Source organism: Nonomuraea sediminis (assembly GCF_018531495.1).
GTDB classification, from domain to species: Bacteria; Actinomycetota; Actinomycetes; order Streptosporangiales; family Streptosporangiaceae; genus Nonomuraea; species Nonomuraea sediminis.
Genome location: NZ_JAHDTI010000003.1, coordinates 100768 through 126907, shown reverse-complemented (window position 1 = coordinate 126907; position 26140 = coordinate 100768). Strand labels below are relative to the sequence as shown.

Here is a 26140-nt window from a genome sequence, read left to right as displayed (position 1 = left end):
AACATCCACGCTCAGTCGACCCTCCGCGGGAACGCCCGCGCTCCGGCTCGGGGGTCTCCTGGAATGGTGCCCCCGGGATCCACGCCCAGAAGGCGTCGTAGCGGCGGGTAAGTGGCCTCGACTCGCCGGAAGCGCCGGGCGCGGGTCCTGAGCCGAAGTGCGGCGGGCGGCCGGTGGTGCGGCTCGCCGTACAAGAAAGAAGGCTCGCTGCAAAAGAAGAAGGAGGCTCGCTGCAAGAGAAGAGGTGGTGGTCAGTGGGGGAGGTGGTCGCGCCAGGAGTGGGCGGGGGTGAAGCCGAGCGACTCGCGGGCCCTGGCGATCGACAGCAGTGTGCCGTACTCGGGAAGGTCGCCCCTGATCGGCACGCCGGGATAGACCTCGGCCATGAGGTCGGCCGACGGCCGGTTCATGATCGTGTCGGCGGCGGCGATGATGAAGCTGCTCGCGCCGGTGAGCGGCGCCTCCAGCGCGAGCCGGCACGAGGTCGCCACGTCCCTGTGGTCGATGTACCCCCACAGGTTCCAGCGCCGCGAGCGCGCGTCGGACCAGAAGGCGGGCACGTGGACGTAGTCGTCCTCGGTGAAGATGTTGGAGAAGCGCAGCCCCACGAACGGGATCCCGGACCACTCGGCGACGTGCGCGGCCGTGGTCTCGCCGACGACCTTGGACAGGGCGTAGGTCGAGGTCGGGTACGGGTAGTGGTCCTCGTCCACGGGCGCGTAGCGGGGCGGGGTGTCGAACGGCAGGCCGAGCGTCGTCTCGCTGGAGGCCCACACCACCCGGCTCAGCCCGAGCTGCGCGGCCGCCAGGAACACGTTGGCGTTCATCGTGGTGTTGTCGGCGTAGGTGGTGGCCGGGGTGCGCAGCCCGGGGGCGGGGATGTTGGCCATGTGGACCACGGCGTCCACCCCCGTCAGGACCTCGACCGCCGCGCCGTACTGGGTGAGGTCGGCCTGCATGACGTCCTCGCCGCCCGCGGTCCTCAGGTCCGTGGCGACGACCTCGTGGCCGTGGGCCAGCAGGTCGAGGACGATGGCGCGGCCCGCCGTTCCCGCGGCGCCGGTCACGCAGACTCTGGACATTCGCCCTCCTCGCCGCCGAGACTTCCCTGCGAACCGTAGCAACCTACGGGCGAGGACTGGGAGACAGCAGGCAGAGATTGATCAGCGAGGTCCTGCGCAGCGCCAGCCCGCACTCACCGGAAGGCGTCGGGCTAGGAGTCAACGACGGCGTCGGCGTCGGCGTCGGTACCACCCTGGCGGCAGGCGGAACCGTCCCCGGCGGTACGGCAGGCGGACTCGCACCGCACCGCCACCCCGCCCCCGCGGACCCCGGCACGCAGTAGACCGCGGGCCCCGGCGGCCCGGGCGGCCCGGCGGGTCCGGGGGACCCCGAAGGTCCTGGCGACCCGGTGGGCCCGGGCGATCCGGCCGGTCCAGGTGAGCCGGGTGAGCCGGGCAACCCCTGAGGCCCGGCCGGACCCTGGAACCCGCGCAATCCGGGCAGGCCGGGAAGCCCCCGGCTGCCCCGCTCGCCCACCTTGGGGACGCCGCCGAGCTGCCGCACCTGCTGGAAGAGGATCTCGCGGTCATGCTGCGCGGCCTGCAACTGCGCGCCGAGCTCGCGGATGGCGGCCGACACCCACAGGGCCAGGGCCATCAGGATGGCGATGGTCACGAAGAGCGCCAGGTCGCGGCGCGTCAGGCGGAACCTGCTGGTACTCACGCGGTGCCCTTCGCGGTCAGCCAGATCTGGACCAACAGGGACACCAGCAGCAGCGCCGCCGGGATCACCCCGGCGTAGACGCTCTGCCGCCAGTTGGCGCCGCGGTCGCGTTCGCGCGCCTCCAGGCGCGCCAGCAGCGACTTGATCTCGCCACCGAGGCGATCCTCGAGGTCCTCGAGGTCGCGCTCGACGGTGGTGAAGCGGCGCTCGACAGCTCGCTGCTCGGCCACGAATAACTCCTGAGACATCAGCCTCGGGAGCGCGCGCTGGAGGTCGGCCAGGCGGCGCGCGAGCTCGCCCGTCGATGGCTCTTCGGCCATGGTGGACTCCGGGACAGGGGGAACGGCCAGGATCGCTAATAGTAATCCATCGGTAACGTTCCGCAACTACACTATGTCGAGGCCGTGTCCAGGAGCGCGAGTTCGTCCCGGCCGAGCGTGACCGTGGTGGCGGCGAGCAGCGCCTGGAGCTGGGTGACGTTCCTGGCGCTCGCGATGGGCGCGGTGACCGTCGGCTGGGCGGCCAGCCACGCCAGGGCGACGGCCGCAGGCTCGGTGCCGCGCTCGGCGGCCACCTTGGCCAGCGTGTCGAGCACCTTCGGGCCGCGCTCGGTCCGCAGGTACTCAGAGGCCTGCCCGGCCCGCGGGCTGTCCACGGGCACGCCCGGCGCGTACTTGCCCGTCAGGAAGCCGCGGGCCAGCCCGAAGTACGGCGTGCTCGACAGGCCCTCGCGGGAGGCCACCTCGCGCAGCGCGCCCTCGTAGCCGCGCTCGACCAGGTTGTAGGGCTGCTGGAGCGCCACGTACCTGGCCAGGCCCTCCTCGTCGGAGATCCGCAGCGCCTCGGCCAGGCGGACGGCGTCGTAGTTGGAGGCGCCGATGTAACGGACCTTGCCCTCGCGGATCAGCGCGTCGAAGGCGGCCAGCGACTCGGCCAGCGGCGTGTCGCGGTCGTCGACGTGCGCCCAGTACAGGTCGATGCGGTCGGTGCGCAGGCGCCGCAGCGAGTTCTCCACCGCGGTGCGGATCGTCCTGGGCGCCAGCCCCTGCAGGCCCTGGAGCATGCCCACCTTCGTGGCCAGCACGATCTTGTCGCGGTTGCCGCGCTTGACCATCCACTCGCCGATGATCGTCTCGGACGTGGACTCGCCCGTGGCCCAGGCCGGGTAGACGTCGGCGGTGTCGATGAAGTTGCCGCCGCCGGCCACGTAGGCGTCCAGGACGGCGAAGGCGGCCTCCTTGTCCGCGGTCCAGCCGAAGACGTTGGTGCCGAGGCATATCGGAAAAACGGACAGAGCCGTGGTGCCAATCGATCTCATCCCGCTATTATCCGCGCATCCAACAGGGAGGCTCGATGGAGCCCCGGTCTCGTGGCTGCCTCATCGGCGTGATAGCGGCCGTCGCCGCGCTCGGCCTCGCCGTCGCGGGTCTGCTCGCCCGCCGTACGGGTCCGGAAACATCCCCCAAGCCTGTGCCGTCGAAGGCGGTCGTGGTGGACGAGCAGCGGCCCGATGGGCGCCGTATGGAGCTCACGATCCGGTCGGAGGCGCTCGGGACCACCACGAAAGTGCGCCTCCTGCTGCCGGACCGCTGGGAGTCCCGCCGCGACTGGCCGGTGCTGTGGCTGCTGCACGGCGGGCTCGACGATTACGCCACCTGGACCGCCAAGACAGACGTCGACCGCCTGACAAGGGGGCTGGGCGTGATGGTCGTGATGCCCGACGGCGGCAGGTGCGGCAGCTACTCCGACTGGTGGAACCGCGGCCGCGGCGGCCCGCCGCGCTGGGCCGACTATCACCTGCGGGAACTGCTGCCCCTGCTGGAGTCCCGCTATCGGGCGGGCCAGCGGCGGGCCGTGGCCGGATACTCGATGGGCGGCCAGGGCGCCATGCTCTACGCCGCCCGCGGCTACTTCAAGGCCGCCGCCTCCTTCAGCGGCGCCGTCGACATCCTGCAGCCCGGCGTCCCGCAGGCCGTCATGGCGGGCACCACGCTCGGCTGCCTCGGCACGGACTGGAAGCGCATCTGGGGCGACCCGGACGAGCAGCGCGCGATCTGGCGCGCCCACAACCCCTACGACCAGGCGGCGAAGCTGCGCGGCGTGCGCCTCTACGTCGCCGCCGGCCGGGGAGACCTCGTCGAGGACCTCGCCAACCGCGCCGCCCGCGCCTTCACCGCCCGCCTGCGGACCCTGCACATCCCCGTCGAGACCCACTTCTCCAGCGGCGGCCACAACCACACCACGTGGCAGGCAGAACTCCACCGCGCCCTGCCCACGCTCCTCGCCGCCATCGGCGTCCCCCCGCGGCCGTGACGGATGTACGGCTACCGCCGCCCGCCGACGCCCCGTCCCGCCGCACCCAGCGGCACGCATGCATCCGCCGGGTTGCTCGCCGCCACGACCCGAGGAAGCCGTCCAAGCGGGAACCCGAGCCACGACCGGTCAGTGGTGCGAGGACGACAGATCCAGATCCCGGGGCGTGAGCAGCCAGACCGCGACCGCCGCCACCAGCACGAGCCCGGCACCTGCCGCACACGTCACCGCGAGCGACTCCGTGAAGGCCTGCCGAGCCAGAGCCGCGAGCCCGGACCCCGCCTGGGAGGCGACGGACAGGGCGCCGCCGATCGACTCCCTGACCGTCGAGACCGCCGCCCCCGTGACGCCCTGGGCCGCGAGCGCGTCCACCGGCAGCCCGGACCGGTACACGGCGGCCGCGATGCTGCCGAGGACCGCGACGCCGAGCGCCCCGCCCACCTCGTAGCTGGTCTCCTCGATGGCCGCCGCGCTGCCCGCCTTCTCCGGCGGCGCCCCGGCCATGATGACCGCCGACGCGATCGCCAGCGACCCCATCCCGAGCCCGATGAACACCAGCGACACCGCGACCGCCGGGTAGCCGAGCGGGCCGAGGGCCACCACGGCGAGCCCGAGCCCGACGATCACGAGCCCGCCCGCCAGCACCACCCTGGCCCCCACCCGCGTGGCGATCGAGGGTGCCAGCGGCGAGACGACCAGCGCGGCCAGCGCGGCGGGCAGCAGCCGCACCCCGGTCTCCAGCGGCGAGTATCCCTGCACCAGCTGCATCCACTGGGCCAGCAGCAGCATCATCCCGGCCATCGCGATCTCGGTGGTCAGCGCCGTGATGGTGCCCGCGCTGAAGGAGGGGCGCCGGAACAGCCGGATCTCCAGCAGCGGATCGGGCCGCCGCAGGCACCGGGCGACGAACCAGCTGAGTCCCGCCACGGCCACCGCGGCCGAGACGAGCGAGATCGTGTCGGCCAGGCCGTACTCGCTGATGCGTTTGATCGCGTAGACCAGCGCGACCATGCCGGCCATCGACAGCAGCGTGCCGAGGGCGTCCCAGCGGCCGGGCCGCGGGTTGCGCGACTCGGGCAGCAGGAACACGCCCGCGACGATCGCCACGACCATGACGGGCACGTTGACCAGGAACGCCGCCTGCCAGCTGAAGTGCTCGAGCAGCAGCCCGCCCAGGATCGGCCCGAGCGCGCTGCCGACGGCGGCCATGGCCGCCCAGACGCCGAGCGCGGTGGCCCGTTCGCGGGCGTCGGTGAACAGGGTCCTGATCATCGACAGCGTCGACGGCATGATCATCGCGCCGCCCACGCCGAGCAGCGCCCTGACCGCGATCACCGCGCCCGGGCTGTGCGCCCACAGGATCGCCGTCGAGGCCGCGCCGAACACGGCGAACCCGGTGATCAGCATTTTCTTGCGACCCCACCGGTCGCCGAGCGCGCTGACGGTGACCAGCAGCCCGGCCACCACCAGCGCGTAGACGTCGACCATCCACAGCAGCGCGACGGCGCCGGGCCGCAGGTCCGCGGAGATCGCGGGCAGCGCCACGTTCAGCAGCGTGATGTCGATGACGACCAGTAACAGGCTCGCGGACAGTACGGCGAGCCCGGCCCACCGCCGCCGGACGGGCGTGGCGACGACGGTCATGAGGTCCCTCGCAGGAAGGTGTCGATGAGCAGCCGTGGCACGTCCCGCCTGGCGACGTCGCCGCGGCGCAGGCTCTCGCGCACGGCCACGAGCAGGCCGTAGACGGTGTTGCTGACCCAGCGCGGCGGCAGGTCGGCCCTGATCACCCCGGCCCGCTGGGCGGCGACGTAGAAGGCGATCTCCCGTTCCTCCAGCTCGTCGGAACGGCGCAGCAGCTCTGGGTCGGTGCCCATGGCGTGGTCGGTGAGCCCGAAGCCGTACTCGTCCGCGCAGCCGATCAGGCCGAGCAGCAGGGCACGCAGCGCGGCTTCCGGATCGGCGGCGTCGGTGATGCAGGCCTCGTCCTGCACGCGTTCCCAGTGGTCGAGCGCGCAGTGGCCGAGCGCGATCATCAGCTCCTCCCGGCTGCTGAAGTGCCGGTGGAGCGTGGCGCGGCTGACCCCGACCGCCTCGGCCAGCTCGGCCATCGAGGCCGTGGGGTCCTTGTTGAGATGCTGGATCGCCGCGCTCATGATCTGTTCACGGCTCGCCGTCATCACACAGCCCCGTCTCGTTTGCGACAATTTCGTCTCAGACGATACATCACTGCCATCTCGCCCGCGCGGGATGGTCCTGGTGGGGCCGGGGGCGTTATGGTTCGGCTGTGGTCATCGGTGACGCGCGCACGCGCATCCTGGACGCCGCCGAGGAGCTGTTCGCCGGCGGTGGTTACGAGGCCACGCCCACCGCCGTCATCGCCAAGCTCGCCCGGGTGCCCAAGGGCCTGGTCTTCCACTACTTCCCGAAGAAGATCGACGTGCTGGTGGCGCTCATCGACGAGCGGACGCTGGTCGAGGAGAGCAGGGAGGTCGACGCCGTGCCCGGCGACCCGGCGGGCACGCTGTCCAAGCTGGCGCGCAAGCTTCCGCTGCGCGCCTCACCGGCGATGCGGCGCATCCTGTTCCGCGAGGCCGACACGCACGGCTCGGTCAAGGAGCGGCTCGGCCGGCTCAACGGCGAGCTGATCAGACGGGCCCGCTTCGCCCTGGAACTGGCGCTGCCCGGCAGCAGGGGCGACGCGGCGCGGCTGGAGGTGGCCGCGGCCACGTTCGCCGCCGTCCTGCTCTACCAGGAGAACCTCTGCCTGCTAACGGGCCACCAGATCGACCCCGACGCGGTCGCCGAGCTCATCGCCCACTCGCTCGTCTAGCAGCTCGTCCAGCGCCTTGCGCAGGAACCCGATCAGGCTCCACACGTCGTCGACCCGTTCGGGGCAGGCCACGATGCCGAAGTCGAGCATGCCGTCGTAGGAGAAGCAGGTGATGTTGATCCCGCCGCTCAGGTCGGTCAGCACCGACATCGGGTAGTACGACAGCACCCGCCCGCCGCACAGGTAGAGCGGGAACTGCGGTCCAGGCACGTTGCTGATGATCAGGTTGATCGGCGGGAACGCCACCGAGGCCAGCCGGAACACCGCCGGGGTGGCCATGGAGGTGACCGGGGCGGGCAGGATCGAGCACAGCTCGCCGAGCCAGTCCGCCGGGGCCTGCGCGAAGCGGCGCTTGGCCGCGCGCATCGTGGCGCCCATCGTGCGCAGCCGCTCGTGCGGATCGGCGATGTCGGTGGCCATGGGCGCGGCCATGGCGGAGATCTGGTTGCCGACCACGTCGCGGGCGCCGGCCGTACGGACCGCGACCGGGACGGCGGCCAGCAGCGGCTCCTCCGGCAGCGCGTCGCGCTCCTGCAGCCAGGCCCGCAGCGCGGCCGCGCAGAGCGTCATCACCACGTCGTTGACGCTCAGCCCGTGCGCCCTGGCCACGGCCTTGACGTCCTTGAGCGGCACCGAGCCGAACGACAACTCGCGCCGCCCGCTGATCGGGCCGTTGAGCGGGGTGCGCGGCGCGGTCAGGCGGGGAAGTTCGGCGCGGGGCTTGCGGTCGCCGGTGAGCAGGCGCGCGGTCCGGGCGATCAGCCGGGCGCCGGGCAGCGTGCCGGCCAGCGGGATCGCGTCCAGGTCGCCGGCCGCCCGGGCGAGCGAGCCCAGCGCCCGCACGGGGTACGTGGCGCCGCGCACGGCCGCGCCGGTCAGCATGCCGAGCAGGTCGGGCGCGCCCTCCTGGTCCTCCTCCACCGGCTCGACCGCGCGGCACTCCGGCGACAGGTCGAGCAGCGTGGCCAGGGTCTCGGCGCCGGAGACGCCGTCGATGGCGGCGTGGTGCACCTTGGTGTAGACGGCGACGCGGCCGCCTGCCAGGCCGTGGATCAGGTGCATCTCCCACAGCGGGTGCGCCCGGTCCAGCCTGCGGGCGTGGATCGCGGCCACCTCGGCGGCCAGCGCCCGTTCGTCGCCCGGCGCGGGCAGCCACGTCTCGAACAGGTGGTTGGACAGGTCGAAGCCGGGATCGGCGGTCCAGTAGGGGCGGTCGAGGCCGAGCGGCACCTCGGCCAGGCGCAGGCTGAGCGCGGGGGACAGGTGGACCCGTTCGGACAGCAGGCGGGCCAGCGCCTCGCGGTCGACCGCCCCGTCGGCCGGGTCGAGCACGGCCAGTCCCGCCACGTGGGCGGCGGTCGTCTCGGACTCGGCGTTCAGGAACTGCGCGTCGAGCGCGGTCAACTGGCGCATCTCATCACCCTTACACGGCTGCGTTTCTGAAAGGTTTCCGCGCGAGTCTTACAGATGAATTCAGCAGCTCCGGACACGCGTTCGGCGAAAACGCAGCTCAGCCCCGATCGGTGACAATTGTCTATCCCCGAACAACCTGAATGGGGTGTTGCACGACAGCGTCGAAGTGATAGCCGAACGGGTGGTGCGGCGTGACCGGCGGCTGGGTGTGTCCCGACTCGTCGGTGGCCCTGGCCATCAGCAGGTGCGGCCCCACGTGGCGCGGCGCCCAGCTGATGTGCCACGGCAGCCAGGCTCCGACCAGGTGCTTTCCATGGTGCTCCGCCCTGCGCCAGGTCTGGCCACCGTCCACGCTGACCTCGACCCGGGTGATGCGGCCATTGCCCGACCAGGATCTGCCGTGCAGGATGTGCGCCCTGCCCGCTTCCAGTCTGGCGTCCCACGGCAGTTCGAATGCGCTCTTCACCGGCATCGTGGTGACGTCGGGATAAAATTCGGTGTTCCATGGGGAGAACAGTTCACGGGTGGCGACTTCTATATCTCCGAGCCATTTGATGGACGCGATTCCCACCCATCCTGGCACCACCAGGCGCACCGGGAATCCGTGGTCGGGCGGCAGCGGCCCGCCGTTCATCTCATAGGCCACCAGCACGTCGTCCATGGCTTTGGCGACCGGCAGCGGCCTGCGCACGTGGCCGTGGTGCTCGTAGGGCGCGTCCAGTCCCTGGGGGAGGAGGTCCACCGCGTCGGAGCGGATGCCGGCCTGCTGCAGCACGTAGCGCAGGGGCACGCCGCGCCAGCGCGCCACGCCGATCGCGCCCAGGCCCCACTGCATGCCGGGCGCGTGGATCCCCTGCTGCGTGCGGTAGAAGCGGCGGCCGTTGCCCGTGCACTCGATCGCGACGTCCATCGTCCTGGACGGCATCGCGCGCACCTGGTCGTAGCCGAACTCGCACGGATATCGCAGCCCGGGGCCGTGCAGGCGCAGGCGCCAGGTCGCGGCGTCGATGAGCGGGGTATGGGTGTGGTTGCGGACGAAGAAGCGGTCGACGGGAGTGTGGTAGCCCTGCCCGGCCATCGCCTCCCAGCGCATCTCGGCGCTGAGGTCGCGCCGGATGAACAGGTGCTCGGGCAGTGGTTTGACGATCGTCGCCAGGGCCTGCGTCATGGGGCCGCACCTCCTCTTACAATAATTCCCTACCAGGAAACCATTTAATCCTGCGTGAGGCACTCCGTGGCTGAATCTCGCGGCTTACGGTCGCGCTTCCTCGTGGTTGCCCGGGTCCTGCTCCCTGGCCCAGGCGGCCCAGTCGGCCAGGGCCTGGTAGAGGCGGACGCCCGCCTCGATCGCGAGGCGCGCGGACTTGGTGTGCGGGGCGTCGCCGAACTCGCCGCGGTCCTTGGCCGCCGCGTACTCCCGGTAGGCGGCCGCCGTCGCGGAGAAGAACTCCTCCTCCCTGGCCAGGTGGGCGTCCAGGTCCTCGGGCGGCATCAGCCAGAAGAAGAACGAGCGCAGCACCGGCTCCAGGCGCAGTGTGTGGTCCACGTCCCCGTCCGACAGCCACCGGCGCACCTCCGCCAGCCCCGCCTCGGTGATCCGGTAGGCCTTGCGCCCGCGCGGCCCCCTGCTGTCGACCTCGATGAGCCCGTCATCGGTCAGCCGCGCCAGCTCGGCGTAGATCTTCGGGTGCTGCGCGGGCCACACGGGTCCGAGCATCCGCAGGAAGTTCCCGGCCAGGTCGTAGCCGCTGGCCGGCCCCTCGGCCAGCATTCCGAGCAGTGCGTGGCGCAGTGACACCCGCCCCTCCCTTCGACATGACCATCTTGACACGCCGACGGTGTCCCTCTAGACATGTCCCTTAGTACATGTCCTTCGATCCATGTGAGGTTCAGGCATGAGCGCGCTGCTTCTCACCGGCGCCTCGGGCGGAGTCGGTACGGCTACCGCCCGAGAGCTGCTGGCACGCGGCTACACCGTGTACGCGGGAGTCCGCGACCCCGCACGTGCACCCGACGGGACCCGCCCGGTGGTCCTGGAGGTCACCGATCCCGCCTCCGTCGAGGCCGCCGCGGCTGAGATCGCCGAGACGGAGAACGCCCTGCACGCCGTGATCAACAACGCCGGAGTGATCGTCGACGGGCCGCTGGAGGAGGTGCCCGACGAGGAACTGCGCCGCCAGTTCGCGGTCAACGTCTTCGGCCCGGCGGCCGTCACCAGGGCCTTCCTGCCGCTGCTGCGCCGGGGCGGCGGCCGGGTGGTGAACGTGAGCGCGGCCAGCGCCAGGACGGCCCTGCCGTACATGGCGCCCATCTCGGCCAGCAAGGCCGCCCTCGAGTCGCTGTCGGACGCGCTGCGCGTGGAGCTCGCGGCCTGGCGGATCCCGGTGGTCGTGGTCGAGCCGGGGGCGCTCGACACGCCCATCTTCGCCAAGGCGGCCCAGGCCCGCCGCGGCTATCCGGCGGGGCTCTACCGCGACCAGCTGGCCAAGTTCGACGCGGCCATGGCCAAGCAGACCTACGCCCCGACCGAGCGCGTCGCCCGGGTCATCGCCACCGCCGTCACCGCGCGCCGCCCGCGGCCCCGCTACGTCACCGGCCGCGACGCCCGGCTGGCCGCGATCCTGTCCCACCTGCCCATCGGACTACGCGACCGGCTGCTCGTCGGCGCCCTCGGACTGTGAGGATCAGCATGGACCTGGCACTACACGGCAGAACCGCCCTGATCACCGGGGCGTCCAAGGGCATCGGCGCCGCCATCGCCACCACGCTCGCCGCCGAAGGCTGCGACCTGCACCTGGTGGCCCGCGACCGCGCCTCCCTGGAGAAGGTGGCCGCCTCACTCCCGACGCGGACCACCGTGCACGCCCTCGACCTGCGCGACCCCGCCGCGCGCGCCGCACTCGCGGAGCACGAGGTGGACGTCCTGGTCAACAACGCCGGTGACATCCCCGCCGGGCGGCTCGACCAGATCGACGACGAGACCTGGCGGCACGCCTGGGACCTCAAGGTCCACGGCTACATCGACCTGACCCGCCACTTCTACACTCGCATGAAGGCCCGCGGGAGCGGCGTCATCGTCAACGTCATCGGCGCCGCCGGCGAACGCCCCACCGCCGACTACATCTGCGGCGCCACGGCCAACGCCGCCCTCATGGCCTTCACCAAGGCGCTGGGCGGCCAGAGCCTGTACGACGGCGTCCGCGTGGTCGGCGTCAACCCCGGCCCCGTGCAGACCGAACGCATCGACAAGCTCATCGCGACCAGCGAACGCTTCCGCGCGGCCGCCGCAGCCTTCCCGCTCGGCCGCCCCGCGACCCCCGGCGAGATCGCCGACCTGGTCGCCTACCTGGCCTCCGACCGCTCCGCCTACACCACCGGCACGATCGTCACCGTCGACGGCGGCGCCTCAACGGCCTAGCGACCTGAGCAGCCCGTCTCTCCCGCCGTTGGCCACCAGCCACTGGTTCGTACGGCAGGCCGCCTTGGCGTACACCTGCCGGTCCGCCGACGCGGCCCGCAGCCACCCGTCGAGCCGGTCCGGCAGCGGCCCCGCCGTACGGACCAGACACCGATCACGCGAGCCCTGCGCGGTGAGCCCGCTCGGGTCGGCGGGATCGGGCGCGGCCAGATACCGCCGATCATCGGAGACCACGACAGCCAGCCCCTCGTCGAACCACTGCGGCACCTTCCCGCCACGCGCGTGCAACTCGACATGAGACATCTCATGAGAGGCGATGACGGGATCGATCCCACGCGGCGACAGCATCACCGCCTGGTTCATCACCGCGATACCCCGCTCACCCCCGCCCCCGATCCGCCGATAACACGCGTCGGTCACACACACCAGCAACCGAGGAGAACTCACCAACGACCCGTAGAACCCCCGAACCCGCTCCCTGGCGACTCTGGCCACCTCGACCGCTCGCGCCCCGTCCTGCCCCTCCTCGACATACACACCCGGAGCCGCCTCGGCCAGGTCATAGCAACCAGGACACGCCGTCGCCGCCACCGACGGATACGCCTGCACAGCGACCACAACCCCGGCCGCCACCAGCACACCCACGCCGGCCAACACCCTCGCCCAGATCTTCACGCCCCTGATTCTCCGAGCCCACCCACCCGCAACACATCAACCCAGGGTCGGACATGCGGGTATGTTCCGGAAACGGTGGATCTAGCCTCCTGTCCGCCCAGCAGAAGCCACAGACCTGCAGCAACCGCCCCGGCGGGATCTGCTCGTCGGGGCGGTGATCGGACAGTCCCGGACATGCTGCCCGAGTCTGGACGAGCAATCGTGGCCCTCCGGCGCCGGGCTCCTGGGCCAAGCCCTGTGTCTTGCCTGAGCCAGGCGCGGATCCGACGGAAGTTTCAGTTCTCGACGGGTGTCAGGAACAGGCGCGCCAATCGTGGTAGGCGCGTGTGCATTTCCGAGGCGTCATCGAAGTCGAAGTCCTCGCCCATGTCTGTCGGTTCGAGGTCCGGCCGCGCGGAGCGGAACTTGGCGTAGTCGTCATTGAAGGTGCAGTCGGCCTCGTCGCCGTTGATCCGCTTATAGGCGTACGCGGCCACGTAGTTGACCAGTTCGTTGAACAGTGCCATGTCGTGACCCTGGGCTGCGGCACTGATGACGTCGGGATGATCGGCGAGGGTGTCCGGCGACGCGGCTGCCCTCTCGTACCAGTCACGGCCCTGTGCGATCAGGCCGGCGCGGAAGTCCATGAAGGAGTCGTCCGAACAGCCTCCCCCGATCAGGTAGGCAGCAGCCCAGATGTCCCATCGGTAGAGAGCCCTGTGAAGCTGGTCGAAGATGTCCTCATACTCGAAGATCGTCTGCTTCGAGGTGGCGGCCAGCCGGTCCACCAGGGCCAGGGCGATGGCATCCTCCCGGTTGGAGGACGACTGGGCCGCCTCCGCGCGGGCCGCGTCGATGAGCTGCCAGAAGTCGGTGATGTTCACGGACGCACTCTGCCATCCGGTTCCGACATATTGCGGTGATGTGGCGTCCTGCGACGGGCGTTCATCAAGGCGGCTGGAGTCTTGGCGCGATCCACCTGGTTGTGGTTCTTCACGCCGCAGGGGTGCAAGGAAGCTGGAGCGTTGTGTCGTTGACGTCGTGCCGGTCGGTCAGGTGCCTGTGAGGTGTCCTTTCGGGCAAGGGGGTTTGGGGGAGCTCGGCTCCCCCATGAGGACAGCCCGCGGCTGATCGCGCGAAAGCGCTGACAAAAGCAAGGGCCGTTGAGCGCTTCCAGAAGACGAGGTCAGGGGCGGATGTAGGCCAGGAGCTTTTCGAGGGGCCAGGTGTTGATGACGTCGTCGGGGGTGAGCCAGGCGCGTTGGGCGATGCCGATGCCGAAGCGCTGGTGGGCCAGGTGGGGGATGGCGTGGGAGTCGCTGTCGATGGAGAACTTGACGCCGTGGTGCTTGGCCAGCCGTACCAGGTCCGCGGGAAGGTCGGAGCGGTCGGGGAAGGAGTCGATCTCCATGACCGTGCCGGTGCGGGCGGCGGCGCGGAAGACGGCGTCCCAGTCGGCGTCGACCTGGGGGCGCTTGCCGATCTTGCGGGTGGTGGGGTGGCCGATGATGTCCACGTAGGGGTTCTCGCAGGCGGCGATGAAGCGGCGGGTCATCTCCTCGCGCGACTGGGTGAAGTGCGAGTGCACCGAGGCGACGCAGATGTCGAAGTCCCGCAGCACGTCGGCGGGCCAGTCGACGGAGCCGTCGGGGGCGATGTTGAGCTCGGTGCCGTGCAGGATCCGCATGTCCGGGTACTTGTCCTGCAGCACGGCGATCTGGCCGCGCTGTTCGAGCGCCTTGTCCAGCGTCATCCGCTGCATGACCAGGTCTGGCGCGTGGTCGGTGACGGCGTAGTAGGAGTAGCCGCGGGCGTGGCCGGCGGCGACCATGTCCTCCAGGGAGGCGATGCCGTCGGTCAGGTCGGTGTGCGTGTGCAGGTCTCCGCGCAGGTCCTTCAGCTCGACGAGCACGGGCAGCTCGCCGTGCAGCGCGGCGCGCACCTCGCCGCCGTCCTCGCGCAGCGTCGGCGGGACGTACTGCATGCCGAGCGCGGCGTAGATCTCCTCCTCCGTCTCCGAGGCGATCACCCGCTCGCCCTCGAACAGGCCGTACTCGGAGAGCTTCCACCCCTTCTTCACGGCGATCTCCCTGATCGCCACGTTGTGCTCCTTGGAGCCGGTGAAGTACTGCATCGCGGCGCCCCACGACTCGGCGGGCACCACCCGCAGGTCGACCTGGATGCCCGAGGTGGTGCGCACCGAGGTCTTCTTGTCGCCCGCCGCGATGACCTCGGCCACGTACGGCTGGCCGCGGAACGACTCCATGATCGACTCGGGCGCCACGGCCAGGATGTCGATGTCGCCGATCGTGTCCTTCATGCGGCGCAGCGACCCGGCGTAGGCCATCCTGTCGGCTTCCAGCGAGGCCATCACCTGCTCGGCCAGCGCGGTGGCGACGCCGATGTGGACCCGGCGGCCCGACTGCTCCAGCTGCTCGATGCCCTTGAGCAGGTTGGCCAGGGTCTTGGGGCCGAGCCCCTTGACCCCCTCGAGCCGGCCGTCGCCGATCGCCTCGGACAGCGCGGCGGGGGAGTCGATGCCGAACTCCTCGTAGAGCATGATCGCGGTCTTCGGCCCGAGCGAGGGCACCCTGGTCAGCCGCCGCACCCCGTCGGGCACCCGCCCGCGCAGGTCGTCGAGCTGGCGGAAGCTCCCGCGCTGCAGGAACTCCTCCATCTTCTTGGCGATCGCCTCGCCGACCCCGGGCACCCCGCGCACGTCGACCTCCGAGATGTCCTCGGGGAAGCCGGCGATCGCCTTGGCGGCCTTCTGGTAGCTGCGCACCCGGAACGCGTCGCCCCCGGTCAGCGCGAACAGCTCCGCGTATTCCTGCAGCGCCGCGGCCGCTTCATCGTTTGCCCGTGCCATGCCCCAACCTTAGAGGTTGGGGCCGACAGATCCCCAAGGCCGACGGTTGAGGATCACCGATCTTCGTGACAGGCTCGATCATGCGAAAGAGCATCCTCCTTCCTCTGTTATCCGTGCTGCTCCTCTCGCCCGGTACGGCTACCGCCGCACCCACGCCGACGCCCTCGCCCGCCGTACGCGACTTCGGGAACGGCCCGGACCGCAACGACGAGGCGGCGCTCATCCCCGAGCAGGCCGCGACCCTCGCGGCCAGGACGGCCGGGACGCCGGTCCCCGCCTTCGACCACACCCGCGGCTATCCGCGCCACAACCAGCTCCCGATCCCACCCGAGAACCCGAACGACGCCTCGATCAAGCTCGGCCTGATCCCGCACCACGCGATCGCCGCCAGGCTGAACGACCTGCAGGCCAGGAGCGACCGCGTCAGCGCCGAGATCATCGGCAGGTCGGCCGGCGGCCGCGACCTCTACCTGGTCACCGTGACCGCCCCGGAGACCGCAGCCCAGGCCCGCGAGCAGGACAGCCTCCGCCGCCGCATCGGATCGGGCCACCAGATCTCCAAGGACCGGTACAAGGCGCCGATCTACATCAACGCCAACATCCACGGCAACGAGTGGGAGGGCACCGACGCGGCCCTGCGCGTGATCGAGGAGCTCGCCACCGACCCCGCGGCCGGGGACCTGCTCAGGACCACCCGCCTGTACTTCAACATCACCGCCAACCCCGACGGCAGGGTCGGCAACAAGCGCGCCAACGACAACGGCTTCGACCTGAACCGCGACTTCGTGACCGCCTCGCAGCCCGAGGACCGCGCCATGCGGCAGATCATGATCGACACCCAGCCGGTCACGATGATCGACCTGCACGGCTACGTCAATGGCACGCTGGTCGAGCCGACCACGCCGCCGCACGGCGCCAACTACGAGTACGACCTGTTCATCCGCAACGCCTACCCCAACGGGCTCGGCATCGAGGCGGCGATCAACGGGCTCGGCTACACGCCGGAGAAGGACGGCGTCTTCCCCGTCCAGATCCCCTTCCGCGACTCCGACGAAGGCTGGGACGACTGGCCGCCGATCTTCACCCCGCAGTACGCGCCCTTCCACGGCACGGTCGCGGCGCACACGATCGAGTTCCCGATGCAGGTCAACAACGCCGCCTACAACACGCTCCCAGTGGAGGAACTGCGCAGGCGCGCCCAGATCAACGTGAACATCGCCTCCGCCGCGATCCGGGCCACGTACTCCTTCGTCACGGCCAACCACGACAGGCTGGTCGGCGACCAGACCGAGGTGTTCCGCCGCGGCGCCGCCGGCGAGCCGTCCAGGGTCGTCCCGCTCGGGACCGTGCCCGGGTTCGGCCCCGAGGACCAGTGGAACACCACGTTCCCGCGCGCCTACGCCATCACCGCGGGCAGCCCGGCGGCCGCCAGGCTCGTCGACCACCTGATCGCCAACGACGTCGCGGTCGGGCGCGCGGTCCTGCCCTTCCGATCGGGCGGCAGGACGTACCCGGCGGGCACCTACGTCGTCGACATGCACCAGCCCAAGCGCGGCCTGGCCAACGTCATGCTGGAGCCCGGCCAGGACATCAGCCCGCGCGTCAACGCCATGTACGACATCTCCGGCTGGAGCCACGCCCTGCTGTGGGGAGCCACGGTCCAGCCGCTGCCGGACTACCGGCTGGTCGCCGAGCCGGTGCGCGCCGCGGCTCCCACGGGCTTCGTCCCGCCGGGCCACGGGCCGCTCGCGCTGCAGCTCACCGACGAGAAGGACGTGATCGCGCTCAACGCGCTGCTCGGGCGCGGCGTCCAGGTCACCTGGACCGCCGACGGCCGTGCCGTCGTGCCCGACAGCGCCCGCCCCGCCGCCCGCGAGGTGGCCGACCGGTACGGCGTGCGCTTCGCCAGATCCGGTACGGCGAGCGGCGCCACCCTGGCGCCCGTCCGCATCACGGCGGCGGCCTCGGCCGACGACCTGTTCACGCTGCGCGAGATGGGCTTCACGGTCACGCCGGTGTCGACGGCCGTGCTCAACGCGGGCTACGACTGGAGCTCTACTGACGTGCTGTTCGTCTCGTCAGGCCTGAACTACGGCGCGCTCAACCCGACGGCCAAGGCGGCGCTCGACGCGTACCTGACCAGCGGTGGCGTCGTCACCCGTGGCGCCACCGGCGCGGCCTTCAACGCGGCCACCGCCCTGCTGCCTGTCAAGGCGGTCGCGGGCCGCTCGGACGCCAACGGCGTCGTCCGGCTCACGTCCGGTGACTACAGCTTCGTCTACTCCCCGCGCTGGTTCACCGGCCTGGGCGCCGGGGTGCGGGCCGACCAGACCTACGACTCGTTCGTCTCGGGGCACTGGCGTCCCGACGACGACGGGACGGGCGGTCAGGACGCCGCCAAGGGCCAGGCGGCCGTCGTCTCGGGCCGCTCGGCCCGTGGCGCCGCCGCGGTCCTGTTCGGCACGGAGCCCATGTTCCGCAACCACCCCAAGGCCCTGTTCCCCCAGGTGGCCAGGGCTCTCTACTGGACCGCCACCGCCTCGGACGCCGCCCGCTAGCCGAGACCCCTGGCCGGGGTCCCGGGCGCCGTTGCGGCGGGGAGTGTCATCGACTCGCCGGCGGCGCCGGGCGCGGATCATCAGCCGGAGTACGGCGGGCGGCGGGTTCCCGCGGCCCGCCGTACAGAACCCTAGAAACGCACCTCGCGCGGAGAGTACGGCTCGGCGAGGAAGGCCAGTTCCTTGTCCGACAGCGAGACGCCGACGGCGGCGACGGCGTCGTCCACGTGGCGGTCCTTCGTGGCGCCGACGATGGGGGCCGTGACCGCGGGCTGGTGCAGCAGCCAGGCCAGCGCCACCTGCGCCGCGGGCAGGTCGCGCTCGCGGGCCACCTGCGCGACCCGCTCGAGGATGCGCTGGTCGTTGTCCGGCTCGTAGAGGAAGTCGATGCGGCCGTCCGAGCCCTGCCGCGTCGTCGACTCGGCCGAGCCGGCGCGCGCCAGGACGCCGCGGGCCAGCGGGCTCCACGGGACGACGCCCACGCCCTGGTCCGCGCAGAGCGGGAGCATCTCGCGCTCCTCCTCCCTGTAGAGCAGGTTGTAGTGGTTCTGCATCGACACGAACCTGGTCCATCCGTTGACGTCCGCCACGTGCTGCGCCTTGGCGAACTGCCACGCCCACATCGACGACGCGCCGATGTAGCGGGCCTTGCCCGCCTTGACCACGTCGTGCAGCGCCTGCATCGTCTCCTCGATCGGCGTCTCGTCGTCCCAGCGGTGGATCTGGTACAGGTCCACGTAGTCCGTGCCGAGGCGCTGCAACGAGGCGTCGATGGCGGCGTGGATGTGCTTGGCCGACAGTCCCTTGTCATTGGCGCCGCGGCCCATCGGGAAGTAGACCTTGGTGGCCAGCACGTAGTCCTCGCGCCTGGGGAAGATGCGGCGCAGCACGCTGCCCGTCACGACCTCACTGGCGCCGGCGCTGTAGACGTCCGCGGTGTCGAAGAACGTCACGCCCGCGTCGGCCGCCCGCCGGACGATCGGCTCCGTCTGGTCCTCGTCCAGGGCCCAATCCTGCTTGGCCGGGTCACCGTAGCTCATCATGCCGAGGCAGATGCGGGAAACCTTCAGGCCGGTGTTACCAAGTCGTGTGTACTCCATAACCCAATAATATGGCCTGTAATGTGCGAAACTCCCAATAGCGGGTAGTGCAGGTCATCGTGGGGATAGGGACGTGAGTCAAATGCTGAAATAGAACCCGATTCGGGGGTTGTTGTGGGTCCAGCGGCACGTGATTTAACGGCCGTATTCCGGTCGTCCCCATTGTGTCTTGGCTTTTCCGCTCTGATAGCCGGAATGCTGGCATTGGCCGCCGTCGTGTTCTCCGGTCTTCACGACACGCCGCACGTGTGGCCCGCGGTGCTGGCGCTGGCGGTCCTCCTGGCGATCCACCTCCAGTACCTGCTCGGGGCGCTGACCGGATTCCGGGGAGCCTGGTGGACCATCGCGGTCGCGGCCTGGCTGACCTATCTCCCACTGGCCCTCCTCGGCCCGGCGTGGACTCCCCTGTGCGCGCCGTTGACCGGCTCGCTGCTGCTGGCCGCCGCCAGGATCAGGTCGCCGGTTCTGGTCGCCGCGGCCCTGGCCTGCGGTCCCGTGCTGCTGCTCGCGCCCAGGCCGGCGCTGGTCCAGCAGGAGTGGGCGATCGCGAGCCCGATCGCGGGCCTGGTGGAGTACGCGCTGGTCGTTCTCGCCTCCCGCGCGCACCGGCTGGCCGTGGCGCGCACCGACCTGATCCACAGGGCGGTGGCGCAGGAGCGCCGGCGCTTCACCCGCGACCTGCACGACCTCGTCGGACACCGCCTGACCGTGCTCGTGCTGAAGGCCGAGCTGATCCAGCGCCTGGTCGAGACCGGCGACGTCAAGGCCGCGGGCGAGGTCGGCGAGACGCTTGTGCTGGTGCGCGCCCTGGCGGGAGACGTACGGGCGGTCGCGCACGGCGGCGCCCGCTTCTCGCTGGAGGACGAACTGGCCGCGGCCCGGGCCCTGCTCGAGTCCGTCGGCGTGCGCTGCCAGATCGACGTGTCGTGCAGGGACCTGCCGGGCGGCATCGCGCAGGCCCTCACCTACGTCCTGCGCGAGGCGATCTCCAACGTGCTCAGGCATGCCGCCGCGCGGGAGTGCGCCATCAGGCTCGTGGAGCGGGGCGAGTTGGTGGAGCTGTCGGTCTGGAACGACGGCGTGCGCCCGTCGCGGGCGCACGAGGGCGGGATCGGCCTGGCCAATCTCACCGAGCGGGTGACGGAGCTGGGCGGCTGGGCGACGGTCGGCGACGCGTGCAACGGGCAGTTCGCGTTCACGGTGCATCTACCACGCTGATGGGTTCCCGGCCATTTGTGAAGAATTCACTAGAGTGCAGGAATTAGTCACGCATCAATAATGCGGTATGTTACTGGACGAAAAAGAGGTGGTTGGTAAAGATTTCGAGTCATGGACCAGTACGAGGCGTTCTGTCTGGCCGACGCCACCTTTTACGACACCCTGGAGCGCCAGGATGTCGTTTTCCCGGCGGCCCGCAGGCAGATACCCCAGGGATGGGCCCACGAGCAGAACGACACCTGGTTCTACTACGCCCCGGTGGACGGGCCGCCGCTGCCCCGGCAGGGATGGAAGATCCACGTCTCGGCCCGCCTGGACGACGCCGAGCGGGCGATCGCCGCGGTCTGGGACTACTGCGTGCCCCGCGGGATCGCCTTCAAGTTCCTGCGCGGCCCGTCCGTGCTCGTCATGGTCAACTCCAAGGCCGCCTCCCGCGCATCGAGCGGCAAACTCGTCACGATCTACCCACGGGACGAGACCCACCTCGAGCTCGCGCTCAAGGAACTGGATGAGCTGCTGCGCGGCGTGCGCGGGCCGTACATCCTCAGCGACCTGCGCTACGGCGAGGGCCCGCTGTTCGTGCGCTACGGCGGGTTCGCCGAGCGGCACTGCCTGTCGGCGGGGGAGCGCGTGCTCGCCGTCGCCGACGGCGACGGGAACCTCGTGCCCGACCGGCGGGGCTCCACGTTCTCCGTGCCGCCGTGGACGACGCTGCCGGCGTTCCTGAAGCCCCATCTGGTGGCCAGGAACGCGGTGACCACGTCCGGCCTGCCGTACCGGATCGAGAGCGTGCTGCACTTCTCCAACGGCGGCGGCGTCTACCTGGCGCGCGACGAGCGCGACGGCGAGCGGGTGGTGCTGAAGGAGGCCAGGCCGCACGCCGGGCTGGACGCCGCGGGGCGCGACGCGGTGACCAGGCTCGGGCACGAGCGCGACATCCTCCGTCGGCTGGCCGGGCTGAACGCCGTGCCGCGGCTGCTTGACCACTTCTCGTTGGGCGAGCACGACTTCCTGGTCCAGGAGTTCGTCGACGGCGTGACGTTGCAGCGCAGGCTGGTGCGCCGCTACCCGTTCACGCGGGCCACCTGCACGCGGGCGGACGTCGAGGAGTACACCGATTGGGCGCTGGCGACGCTGGACCAGGTGGCCGAGGCCCTCGCCGAGTTGCACGGGCGCGGGGTCGTCTTCGGCGACCTGCACCCCGACAACATCCTGCTCTGCGAGGACGGGCGCGTGGTGCTCATCGACTACGAGGTGGCCACGCTCGCCGAGGACCGGGCGCGGGCCGCGCTCGGGCATCCCGCCTACACCGCTCCGCCGGAGCGGCGCGGTGTCGAGGTGGACGACTACGCGCTGGCCTGCCTGCGGATCGGGCTGTTCGCCCCGCAGTGCACGATCATGCTGCCGCTGCACCGGCCGAAGATCGCCCAGCTCGGCGAGCTGGTCGCCGAGACCTTCCCGGTGGATGACCTCACACCCGTGATCGACGTCATCGGCGGCACGGACGGCAGGATCGACCCGCCGATGCCGGGGCGAGCCCCGTGGCAGGAGCTGCGCAGGGCGATGCACCGCGCCATCCTCGCCAGTGCCACCCCGGACCGGGACGACAGGCTCTTCCCCGGCGACATCGCGCAGTTCAAGCCCGGCGGCGGCGTCAACCTCGCGCACGGTGCCGCCGGCGTGCTCCTCGCGCTGGCCGCCACCGGGGCGGACCCCGGCGTCCTCGCCCCGCACCTCGCGTGGTTACGCGACAGGGCCCGCCGGCCCGTCCAGGGCAGCGGGCTGGGCCTGTACGACGGCCTTGCCGGGATCGCCTACGCGCTCGACAGGCTCGGCCACCGGCAGGACGCCCTCGAAGTCCTGGACATCTGCCTGCGCGAGCGCTGGCAGGACGTGGAGCCCGCCCTGTACTCGGGGCTGGCGGGCATCGGGCTCGCGCTCCTCCACTTCGACCGGCAGGACCTGGCCATGCGGGCGGCTGACGCCTGCGCGCGGCACCTGGAAGGACCCGTGCCCGACATCAGCGGCGGCGACCACCCCAGGGCCGGGCTCATGTACGGCTCGTCCGGCCCGGCGCTGCTGTTCCTGCACGCCTACGAACGCACCGGCGACCCGGGCCTGCTCGACCTGTCCGAGCTCGCGCTGCGCCAGGACCTGCGCAGATGCCGCCACGCCGAGGACGGCTCGCTCCAGGTGAACCAGGGCTGGCGGCTGCTGCCGTACCTGGACGAGGGGTCGGCCGGCATCGCCGCCGTCCTGGCGCGCCACCTGGTCCACCGGCCCGATCCCGAGCTCGCCGTCGCCCTCGCCGAGCTGCGGCTGGTCGAACGCTCCGGCTACTTCGTCCAGCCCGGCCTGTTCACCGGGCGCGCCGGCGTCATGGCGGCCTTCGGCTGCCGGGAACAGGCCGAGGGCCTGCGCTGGCACGCGCTGCCGTACGAGGGCGGCCTGGCCTTCCCCGGCGATCAGCTGCTGCGCCTGTCGATGGACCTGGCCACCGGTACGGCGGGCGTCCTGCTCGCCCTGGGCGCCACCGAGGGCGCCTGCCACCTGCCTTTCCTGGAACCCATTACCAGCCAATTCAGGGAAGGAGGTGTCATCCATGGTTCTTCTCGACCTTCAGGGGCTCGAGGCTCCCACCGGTAGCGACGTCGCGAGCGGCGGCAGCACTCTTACGGCGCTCACGTGCCACTCCGGTCACCCGAGCAACCTCAGCGTGGCCCTGTGCCACTGAGCACCAACACCGAGCCTCCGCGCCGCCGGCGCGGAGGCTCGCCGACCTCAGGAGGAGCGGACGTGCTCGTCACCCGGACGGTATGGCGCGGCGGCCCGTGGCCGTGGGTGCTGGCCGCCACCGTGCTGCTCGGCGCGGCGGGTGAGCTGGCACTGCCGTACATGATCGGGCGGGCCGTCGACCGGCCGAGCGTGGCGCTGGTGGCGCTGTGCGCCGGGGTGGCGGCGTGCGTGGCCGGGTGCGAGAGCGTCGGCGTGTGGGCGCGCGGGGCGAGCTGCGCTCGTGCGGCGGCGCGGCTGCGCGTGGGCCTGCTGCGGCACGCGCTGGCCGTGGGACCGGCGATGACCAGGCGCTTCCCCGCCGGGGAGCTCGTGACGCGGGCCGGGCTGAACGCCGAAGAAGTGGGCAGGGCGCCGGACGCGGTGACCGGGACCCTCGCGCTGCTGGTACCGACCGTGGGAGCGGTGATCGCGCTCGCGCTGATCGACGTGACGCTGGCGGTCACCCTGCTGGCGGGCCTGGCGCTGATCGTGCTCGTCCTGCGCCGGTTCCTGCGGACCACGACCGTGCTGGCCGCCGGCTACCAGGAGGCGCAGGGCGAGATCGCGGCCCGCCTGGTCGACGCCATGGACGGCGCCCGCACCATCGCCGCCGCCGGGACGGCCGAGCGGGAGACGCGCAGGGTGCTTGCCCCGCTGGCGCGGCTGCGCGAGCACGGCCTGCGCCTGTGGCGCGCCAACGCCGACGCCGGCGTGCGCGCCGGGCTCACCGTGCCGCTGCTGGAGGTGGCGGTGCTGGCGGTGGGCGGTTTCCGGCTCGCGGCCGGGGACCTGACGCTCGGCGAGCTGTACGCGGCCGCCAGGTACGCGGTGCTGGGCGCGTCGCTGAGCACCGCGCTCGGCCATCTGGGCGGCCTGGCCAGGGCGCGGGCCGCCGCCGCCAGGGTGGCGGAGGTCCTGGCGGTGGCGGCCCCCCGCCATGGCGTCAGGACCCTGGCCCCGGGGTCCGGCGAGCTCGAGTTCCGCGGTGTGGCCGCCGACGGGCTGGTTGTGGGCGACCTCGTGCTGCCGGGCGGGAGCGTGACCGCCGTCGTCGGCAGGTCCGGCTCGGGCAAGTCGCTGCTCGCCGCGCTGGCCTCCCGGATGGCCGACCCCACCAGCGGCCAGGTGCTGCTTGACGGCGTGCCGCTGCCAGAGCTCGAGCGGGCCTCGCTCAGGCGGGCCGTGGGCTGTGCCTATGAGCGGCCGGTGCTGCTCGGCGACACTCCGGCCGAGGTCATCGGGGGCGAGGCGGTGGCGGCCGCGCGGATGGCGCGCGCCGACGCCTTCGTCCGCAGGCTCCCGCGGGGCTACGACACCCCGCTCGACGAGGCGCCGATGTCCGGAGGCGAACGGCAGCGGCTCGGCCTGGCCAGGGCGTTCGCGCAGGCGGAGCGCGTCCTGGTGCTGGACGACGCCACCTCCGGCCTGGACACCGTCACTGAGCACCAGATCTCCGAGGCGCTCACCGAGGCGGGGAGGACCCGGTTGATCGTCGCGCACCGCGTGGCCACCGCCGCGCGGGCCGACCAGGTCCTCTGGCTGGACGGCGGCGCCGTACGGGCCCGCGGGCCGCACCGCGAACTGTGGCAGGACCCCGGTTACCGGGAGGTCTTCATGACGGAGGCGCGATGAGGCGGGCGGTGCTGCGTGCCCTGCTGCGGCGGCCGTCGGCGCTGGCGCAGATCGGGGCCTGGTCGGTGCTGGAGGCGGCGCCGGCGTTCCTGGTCGGCCACGCGGTGGCCCGGGCGCTGGAGGACGGGTTCGCCGCGGGACGACCTGGCGTGGGCCTGGGCTGGCTGGCCGCGCTCGGCGGGGCGTGGCTGGTGAGCGCGCTGGGCGCCCGGCAGGTGGTGCTCGGCGTGGCCGCGGTCGTCGAGCCGTTCCGCGACGACCTGCTGGCCGAGGTGGTCGGGGGAGCGCTCGGGCGAGGCACGGACCGGGGGACCGTCGCCAGGGCCGGGCTCCAGGTCGAGCTGGCCAGGGACGCGCTGGCCGCGCTGGTCACCACGGTGCGCGGGTTCGCGTTCACGTTGATCAGCGTGACGCTCGGCCTGCTGACACTGGCCCCGCGGACCGTGCTGCTGGTGCTGCCGCCCTACGTCGTCGGGGTAGCGCTCTTCCTGGCGTCGCTGCGGCTGCTCGCCCGGCGGCAGCGTGCCTTCCTGGTGGCCGACGAGCGCCTCGCCGGCACGATGACCGAGCTGGCGGGCGGGCTGCGCGACATCACCGCCTGGGGCGCTGAGGACCGCGCGGCCGGCCGGGCGGAACGCGCCGTCGAGGAGCAGGCGGGCGCCGCCCGTGCGCTGGCCAGGGTGACGTCCGCGCGCACCGCCGCGCTGGCCGTGGGCGGGTGGCTGCCCGTCGTGCTGCTGCTGGCCGGGACACCGTGGCTGCTGCGGACCGGCTCGAGTCCCGCCGTCGTGGTCGGCGCCCTGACCTACGTCACCCAGTCGCTCGGGCCCGCGCTCGGCGGCCTGATCCAGGGGCTCGGCGTGAGCGGCGTCCGGCTGGCCGCCGTGCTCGACCGGATCCTGCTTCCGCGGCCCGCCGCCGCGCCGCCGTACCTCCGAACTTCCGGCTGGGCCCTGGAACTGCGAGGGGTCGGCTTCGCGTACGGCGAGCACGCCGAACCCGTCGTGGACGGCCTGGACCTGACCCTGCGAGAGGGAGAGCACCTGGCCGTCGTCGGCCCGAGCGGGTCGGGCAAGTCCACCCTGGCGGCGCTGATGAGCGGCCTGCTGACCCCGGACGCGGGCACGGTCACGATCGGCGGGGCGCCCGCCGGCCGGGTCGACCCGGCGGCCCGGGTGCTCATCCCGCAGGAGGCCTACGTCTTCCGCGGCACCCTGCGGGAGAACCTCGCCTACTACGGCGACGCCTCCCCGGAGCGGATGGAGGCGGCGATGCGGGAGCTGGGGCTGGAGCACGACGCGCCCGACATCGACCCGGCGGCGCTGTCACCAGGGCAGCGGCAGCTCGTCGCCCTCGTCCGCGCCTATCTCGCCCCCGCCCGGCTGGTCATCCTGGACGAGGCCACCTGCCATCTCGACCCCGCCGCCGAGGCCCGGGTCGAGGAAGCGTTCGCCCGGAGGGGCGGGACGCTCGTGGTGGTGGCGCACCGCCTCAGCTCGGCCGCCCGGGCGGACCGGGTGCTCTTCACCGGCGACCGCTGGAGGATCGGCACCCACGATGAGCTCGTACGGACCGAGCCCGGTTACGCGGAACTCTTCGGGTACTGGCACCCGGAGCCCGTGTCATGACATA

General features: G+C 71.8%; 23 protein-coding genes. 10 read left to right on the top strand and 13 right to left on the bottom strand.

Annotation, left to right across the window (positions count from 1 at the left end):
- Positions 1-251 precede the first annotated feature (251 nt).
- The 4 genes from KIK09_RS14775 to KIK09_RS14760 form a co-directional block, all read right to left on the bottom strand.
- Positions 252-1082, bottom strand: a complete 831-nt coding sequence (locus tag KIK09_RS14775) for an NAD-dependent epimerase/dehydratase family protein (RefSeq protein WP_214319772.1) — start codon at positions 1080-1082, stop codon at positions 252-254.
- Positions 1083-1125: 43 nt separating this feature from the next.
- Positions 1126-1725 (bottom strand): collagen-like protein, encoded by a 600-nt coding sequence (locus tag KIK09_RS14770; RefSeq protein WP_214319771.1) that lies wholly within the window; start codon positions 1723-1725, stop codon positions 1126-1128.
- Positions 1722-2045 carry a hypothetical protein gene (locus KIK09_RS14765; RefSeq protein ID WP_214319770.1) on the bottom strand — a complete coding sequence of 108 codons (324 nt, stop codon included), beginning with the start codon at positions 2043-2045 and terminating at the stop codon, positions 1722-1724. Before KIK09_RS14765 ends, KIK09_RS14770 begins: the two co-directional genes overlap by 4 nt.
- A 71-nt stretch (positions 2046-2116) precedes the next feature.
- Positions 2117-3043 carry an aldo/keto reductase gene (locus KIK09_RS14760; protein WP_214319769.1) on the bottom strand — a complete coding sequence of 309 codons (927 nt, stop codon included), beginning with the start codon at positions 3041-3043 and terminating at the stop codon, positions 2117-2119.
- A 35-nt stretch (positions 3044-3078) separates the two neighbouring features.
- Here KIK09_RS14760 and KIK09_RS14755 point away from each other — a divergent pair, with 35 nt between their 5' ends.
- Positions 3079-4038, top strand: coding sequence for an alpha/beta hydrolase (locus KIK09_RS14755; protein ID WP_214319768.1), 960 nt, complete (start codon positions 3079-3081; stop codon positions 4036-4038).
- Between the two features lie 129 nt (positions 4039-4167).
- Here KIK09_RS14755 and KIK09_RS14750 read toward each other — a convergent pair whose 3' ends face one another.
- Both KIK09_RS14750 and KIK09_RS14745 read right to left on the bottom strand, forming a co-directional pair.
- Complete coding sequence (locus KIK09_RS14750; protein WP_214319767.1) at positions 4168-5682, bottom strand: MFS transporter; 1515 nt, start codon at positions 5680-5682, stop codon at positions 4168-4170.
- Complete coding sequence (locus tag KIK09_RS14745; protein ID WP_250573186.1) at positions 5679-6194, bottom strand: TetR/AcrR family transcriptional regulator; 516 nt, start codon at positions 6192-6194, stop codon at positions 5679-5681. Before KIK09_RS14745 ends, KIK09_RS14750 begins: the two co-directional genes overlap by 4 nt.
- A 131-nt stretch (positions 6195-6325) precedes the next feature.
- On the opposite strand from KIK09_RS14745, the gene KIK09_RS14740 reads away from it, so the two are divergent.
- On the top strand, positions 6326-6871 hold the full coding sequence (locus KIK09_RS14740; RefSeq protein WP_214319765.1) for a TetR/AcrR family transcriptional regulator: 546 nt from the start codon (positions 6326-6328) through the stop codon (positions 6869-6871).
- Here the strand turns inward: KIK09_RS14740 and KIK09_RS14735 are convergent.
- The 3 genes from KIK09_RS14735 to KIK09_RS14725 form a co-directional block, all read right to left on the bottom strand.
- Positions 6809-8284, bottom strand: coding sequence for a WS/DGAT/MGAT family O-acyltransferase (locus tag KIK09_RS14735; RefSeq protein WP_214319764.1), 1476 nt, complete (start codon positions 8282-8284; stop codon positions 6809-6811). The genes KIK09_RS14740 and KIK09_RS14735 overlap by 63 nt on opposite strands.
- A gap of 121 nt (positions 8285-8405) precedes the next feature.
- Positions 8406-9452, bottom strand: a complete 1047-nt coding sequence (locus tag KIK09_RS14730) for a sulfite oxidase (RefSeq protein WP_214319763.1) — start codon at positions 9450-9452, stop codon at positions 8406-8408.
- Between the two features lie 84 nt (positions 9453-9536).
- Positions 9537-10082, bottom strand: a complete 546-nt coding sequence (locus KIK09_RS14725; RefSeq protein ID WP_214319762.1) for a PadR family transcriptional regulator — start codon at positions 10080-10082, stop codon at positions 9537-9539.
- Between the two features lie 97 nt (positions 10083-10179).
- Here KIK09_RS14725 and KIK09_RS14720 point away from each other — a divergent pair, with 97 nt between their 5' ends.
- Both KIK09_RS14720 and KIK09_RS14715 read left to right on the top strand, forming a co-directional pair.
- Entirely contained in the window at positions 10180-10965 is a 786-nt protein-coding gene (locus KIK09_RS14720) for an SDR family NAD(P)-dependent oxidoreductase (protein ID WP_214319761.1), read from the top strand.
- An 8-nt stretch (positions 10966-10973) separates the two neighbouring features.
- On the top strand, positions 10974-11702 hold the full coding sequence (locus KIK09_RS14715; protein ID WP_214319760.1) for a short-chain dehydrogenase/reductase: 729 nt from the start codon (positions 10974-10976) through the stop codon (positions 11700-11702).
- Here KIK09_RS14715 and KIK09_RS14710 read toward each other — a convergent pair.
- The 3 genes from KIK09_RS14710 to polX form a co-directional block, all read right to left on the bottom strand.
- Complete coding sequence (locus tag KIK09_RS14710) at positions 11691-12377, bottom strand: hypothetical protein (RefSeq protein ID WP_214319759.1); 687 nt, start codon at positions 12375-12377, stop codon at positions 11691-11693. The genes KIK09_RS14715 and KIK09_RS14710 overlap by 12 nt on opposite strands.
- A gap of 275 nt (positions 12378-12652) precedes the next feature.
- Entirely contained in the window at positions 12653-13240 is a 588-nt protein-coding gene (locus KIK09_RS14705; RefSeq protein WP_214319758.1) for a DUF4240 domain-containing protein, read from the bottom strand.
- Between the two features lie 302 nt (positions 13241-13542).
- Positions 13543-15225: a DNA polymerase/3'-5' exonuclease PolX gene (gene polX, locus KIK09_RS14700; protein ID WP_214319757.1), complete on the bottom strand. Its 1683-nt coding sequence runs from the start codon at positions 15223-15225 to the stop codon at positions 13543-13545.
- Positions 15226-15338: 113 nt separating this feature from the next.
- Between polX and KIK09_RS14695 the strand changes: the two genes are divergently transcribed.
- Positions 15339-17783 carry a M14 family zinc carboxypeptidase gene (locus tag KIK09_RS14695; RefSeq protein ID WP_308164097.1) on the top strand — a complete coding sequence of 815 codons (2445 nt, stop codon included), beginning with the start codon at positions 15339-15341 and terminating at the stop codon, positions 17781-17783.
- A 131-nt stretch (positions 17784-17914) separates the two neighbouring features.
- On the opposite strand, the gene KIK09_RS14690 is transcribed toward KIK09_RS14695, so the two are convergent.
- A complete protein-coding gene (locus KIK09_RS14690) occupies positions 17915-18883 on the bottom strand; it encodes an aldo/keto reductase (RefSeq protein WP_214319755.1) in 969 nt (322 codons plus the stop codon).
- 195 nt (positions 18884-19078) lie between these two features.
- On the opposite strand from KIK09_RS14690, the gene KIK09_RS14685 reads away from it, so the two are divergent.
- The 5 genes from KIK09_RS14685 to KIK09_RS14665 all read left to right on the top strand — a co-directional run bounded on the left by KIK09_RS14685 (position 19079) and on the right by KIK09_RS14665 (position 26136).
- Complete coding sequence (locus KIK09_RS14685; RefSeq protein ID WP_214319754.1) at positions 19079-20101, top strand: sensor histidine kinase; 1023 nt, start codon at positions 19079-19081, stop codon at positions 20099-20101.
- A gap of 111 nt (positions 20102-20212) precedes the next feature.
- Complete coding sequence (gene lanKC, locus KIK09_RS14680) at positions 20213-22747, top strand: class III lanthionine synthetase LanKC (protein ID WP_214319753.1); 2535 nt, start codon at positions 20213-20215, stop codon at positions 22745-22747.
- Positions 22704-22835 (top strand): SapB/AmfS family lanthipeptide, encoded by a 132-nt coding sequence (locus KIK09_RS14675; protein ID WP_214319752.1) that lies wholly within the window; start codon positions 22704-22706, stop codon positions 22833-22835. Before lanKC ends, KIK09_RS14675 begins: the two co-directional genes overlap by 44 nt.
- Before the next feature lie 62 nt (positions 22836-22897).
- Positions 22898-24508 carry an ABC transporter ATP-binding protein gene (locus KIK09_RS14670; protein ID WP_308164095.1) on the top strand — a complete coding sequence of 537 codons (1611 nt, stop codon included), beginning with the start codon at positions 22898-22900 and terminating at the stop codon, positions 24506-24508.
- Complete coding sequence (locus tag KIK09_RS14665; RefSeq protein ID WP_214319751.1) at positions 24505-26136, top strand: ABC transporter ATP-binding protein; 1632 nt, start codon at positions 24505-24507, stop codon at positions 26134-26136. Before KIK09_RS14670 ends, KIK09_RS14665 begins: the two co-directional genes overlap by 4 nt.
- Positions 26137-26140 lie beyond the last annotated feature (4 nt).

What these genes read in the sequence shown, in the direction of transcription:
- KIK09_RS14775 (WP_214319772.1), bottom strand. Translation starts at nt 1,082, where the DNA reads ATGTCCAGAGTCTGCGTGACCGGCGCCGCGGGAACGGCGGGCCGCGCC.
- KIK09_RS14765 (WP_214319770.1), bottom strand. Translation starts at nt 2,045, where the DNA reads ATGGCCGAAGAGCCATCGACGGGCGAGCTCGCGCGCCGCCTGGCCGAC.
- KIK09_RS14760 (WP_214319769.1), bottom strand. Translation starts at nt 3,043, where the DNA reads ATGAGATCGATTGGCACCACGGCTCTGTCCGTTTTTCCGATATGCCTC.
- KIK09_RS14755 (WP_214319768.1), top strand. Translation starts at nt 3,079, where the DNA reads ATGGAGCCCCGGTCTCGTGGCTGCCTCATCGGCGTGATAGCGGCCGTC.
- KIK09_RS14750 (WP_214319767.1), bottom strand. Translation starts at nt 5,682, where the DNA reads ATGACCGTCGTCGCCACGCCCGTCCGGCGGCGGTGGGCCGGGCTCGCC.
- KIK09_RS14745 (WP_250573186.1), bottom strand. Translation starts at nt 6,194, where the DNA reads ATGAGCGCGGCGATCCAGCATCTCAACAAGGACCCCACGGCCTCGATG.
- KIK09_RS14735 (WP_214319764.1), bottom strand. Translation starts at nt 8,284, where the DNA reads ATGCGCCAGTTGACCGCGCTCGACGCGCAGTTCCTGAACGCCGAGTCC.
- KIK09_RS14730 (WP_214319763.1), bottom strand. Translation starts at nt 9,452, where the DNA reads ATGACGCAGGCCCTGGCGACGATCGTCAAACCACTGCCCGAGCACCTG.
- KIK09_RS14720 (WP_214319761.1), top strand. Translation starts at nt 10,180, where the DNA reads ATGAGCGCGCTGCTTCTCACCGGCGCCTCGGGCGGAGTCGGTACGGCT.
- KIK09_RS14715 (WP_214319760.1), top strand. Translation starts at nt 10,974, where the DNA reads ATGGACCTGGCACTACACGGCAGAACCGCCCTGATCACCGGGGCGTCC.
- polX (WP_214319757.1), bottom strand. Translation starts at nt 15,225, where the DNA reads ATGGCACGGGCAAACGATGAAGCGGCCGCGGCGCTGCAGGAATACGCG.
- KIK09_RS14690 (WP_214319755.1), bottom strand. Translation starts at nt 18,883, where the DNA reads ATGGAGTACACACGACTTGGTAACACCGGCCTGAAGGTTTCCCGCATC.
- KIK09_RS14685 (WP_214319754.1), top strand. Translation starts at nt 19,079, where the DNA reads ATGCTGGCATTGGCCGCCGTCGTGTTCTCCGGTCTTCACGACACGCCG.
- lanKC (WP_214319753.1), top strand. Translation starts at nt 20,213, where the DNA reads ATGGACCAGTACGAGGCGTTCTGTCTGGCCGACGCCACCTTTTACGAC.
- KIK09_RS14675 (WP_214319752.1), top strand. Translation starts at nt 22,704, where the DNA reads ATGGTTCTTCTCGACCTTCAGGGGCTCGAGGCTCCCACCGGTAGCGAC.
- KIK09_RS14665 (WP_214319751.1), top strand. Translation starts at nt 24,505, where the DNA reads ATGAGGCGGGCGGTGCTGCGTGCCCTGCTGCGGCGGCCGTCGGCGCTG.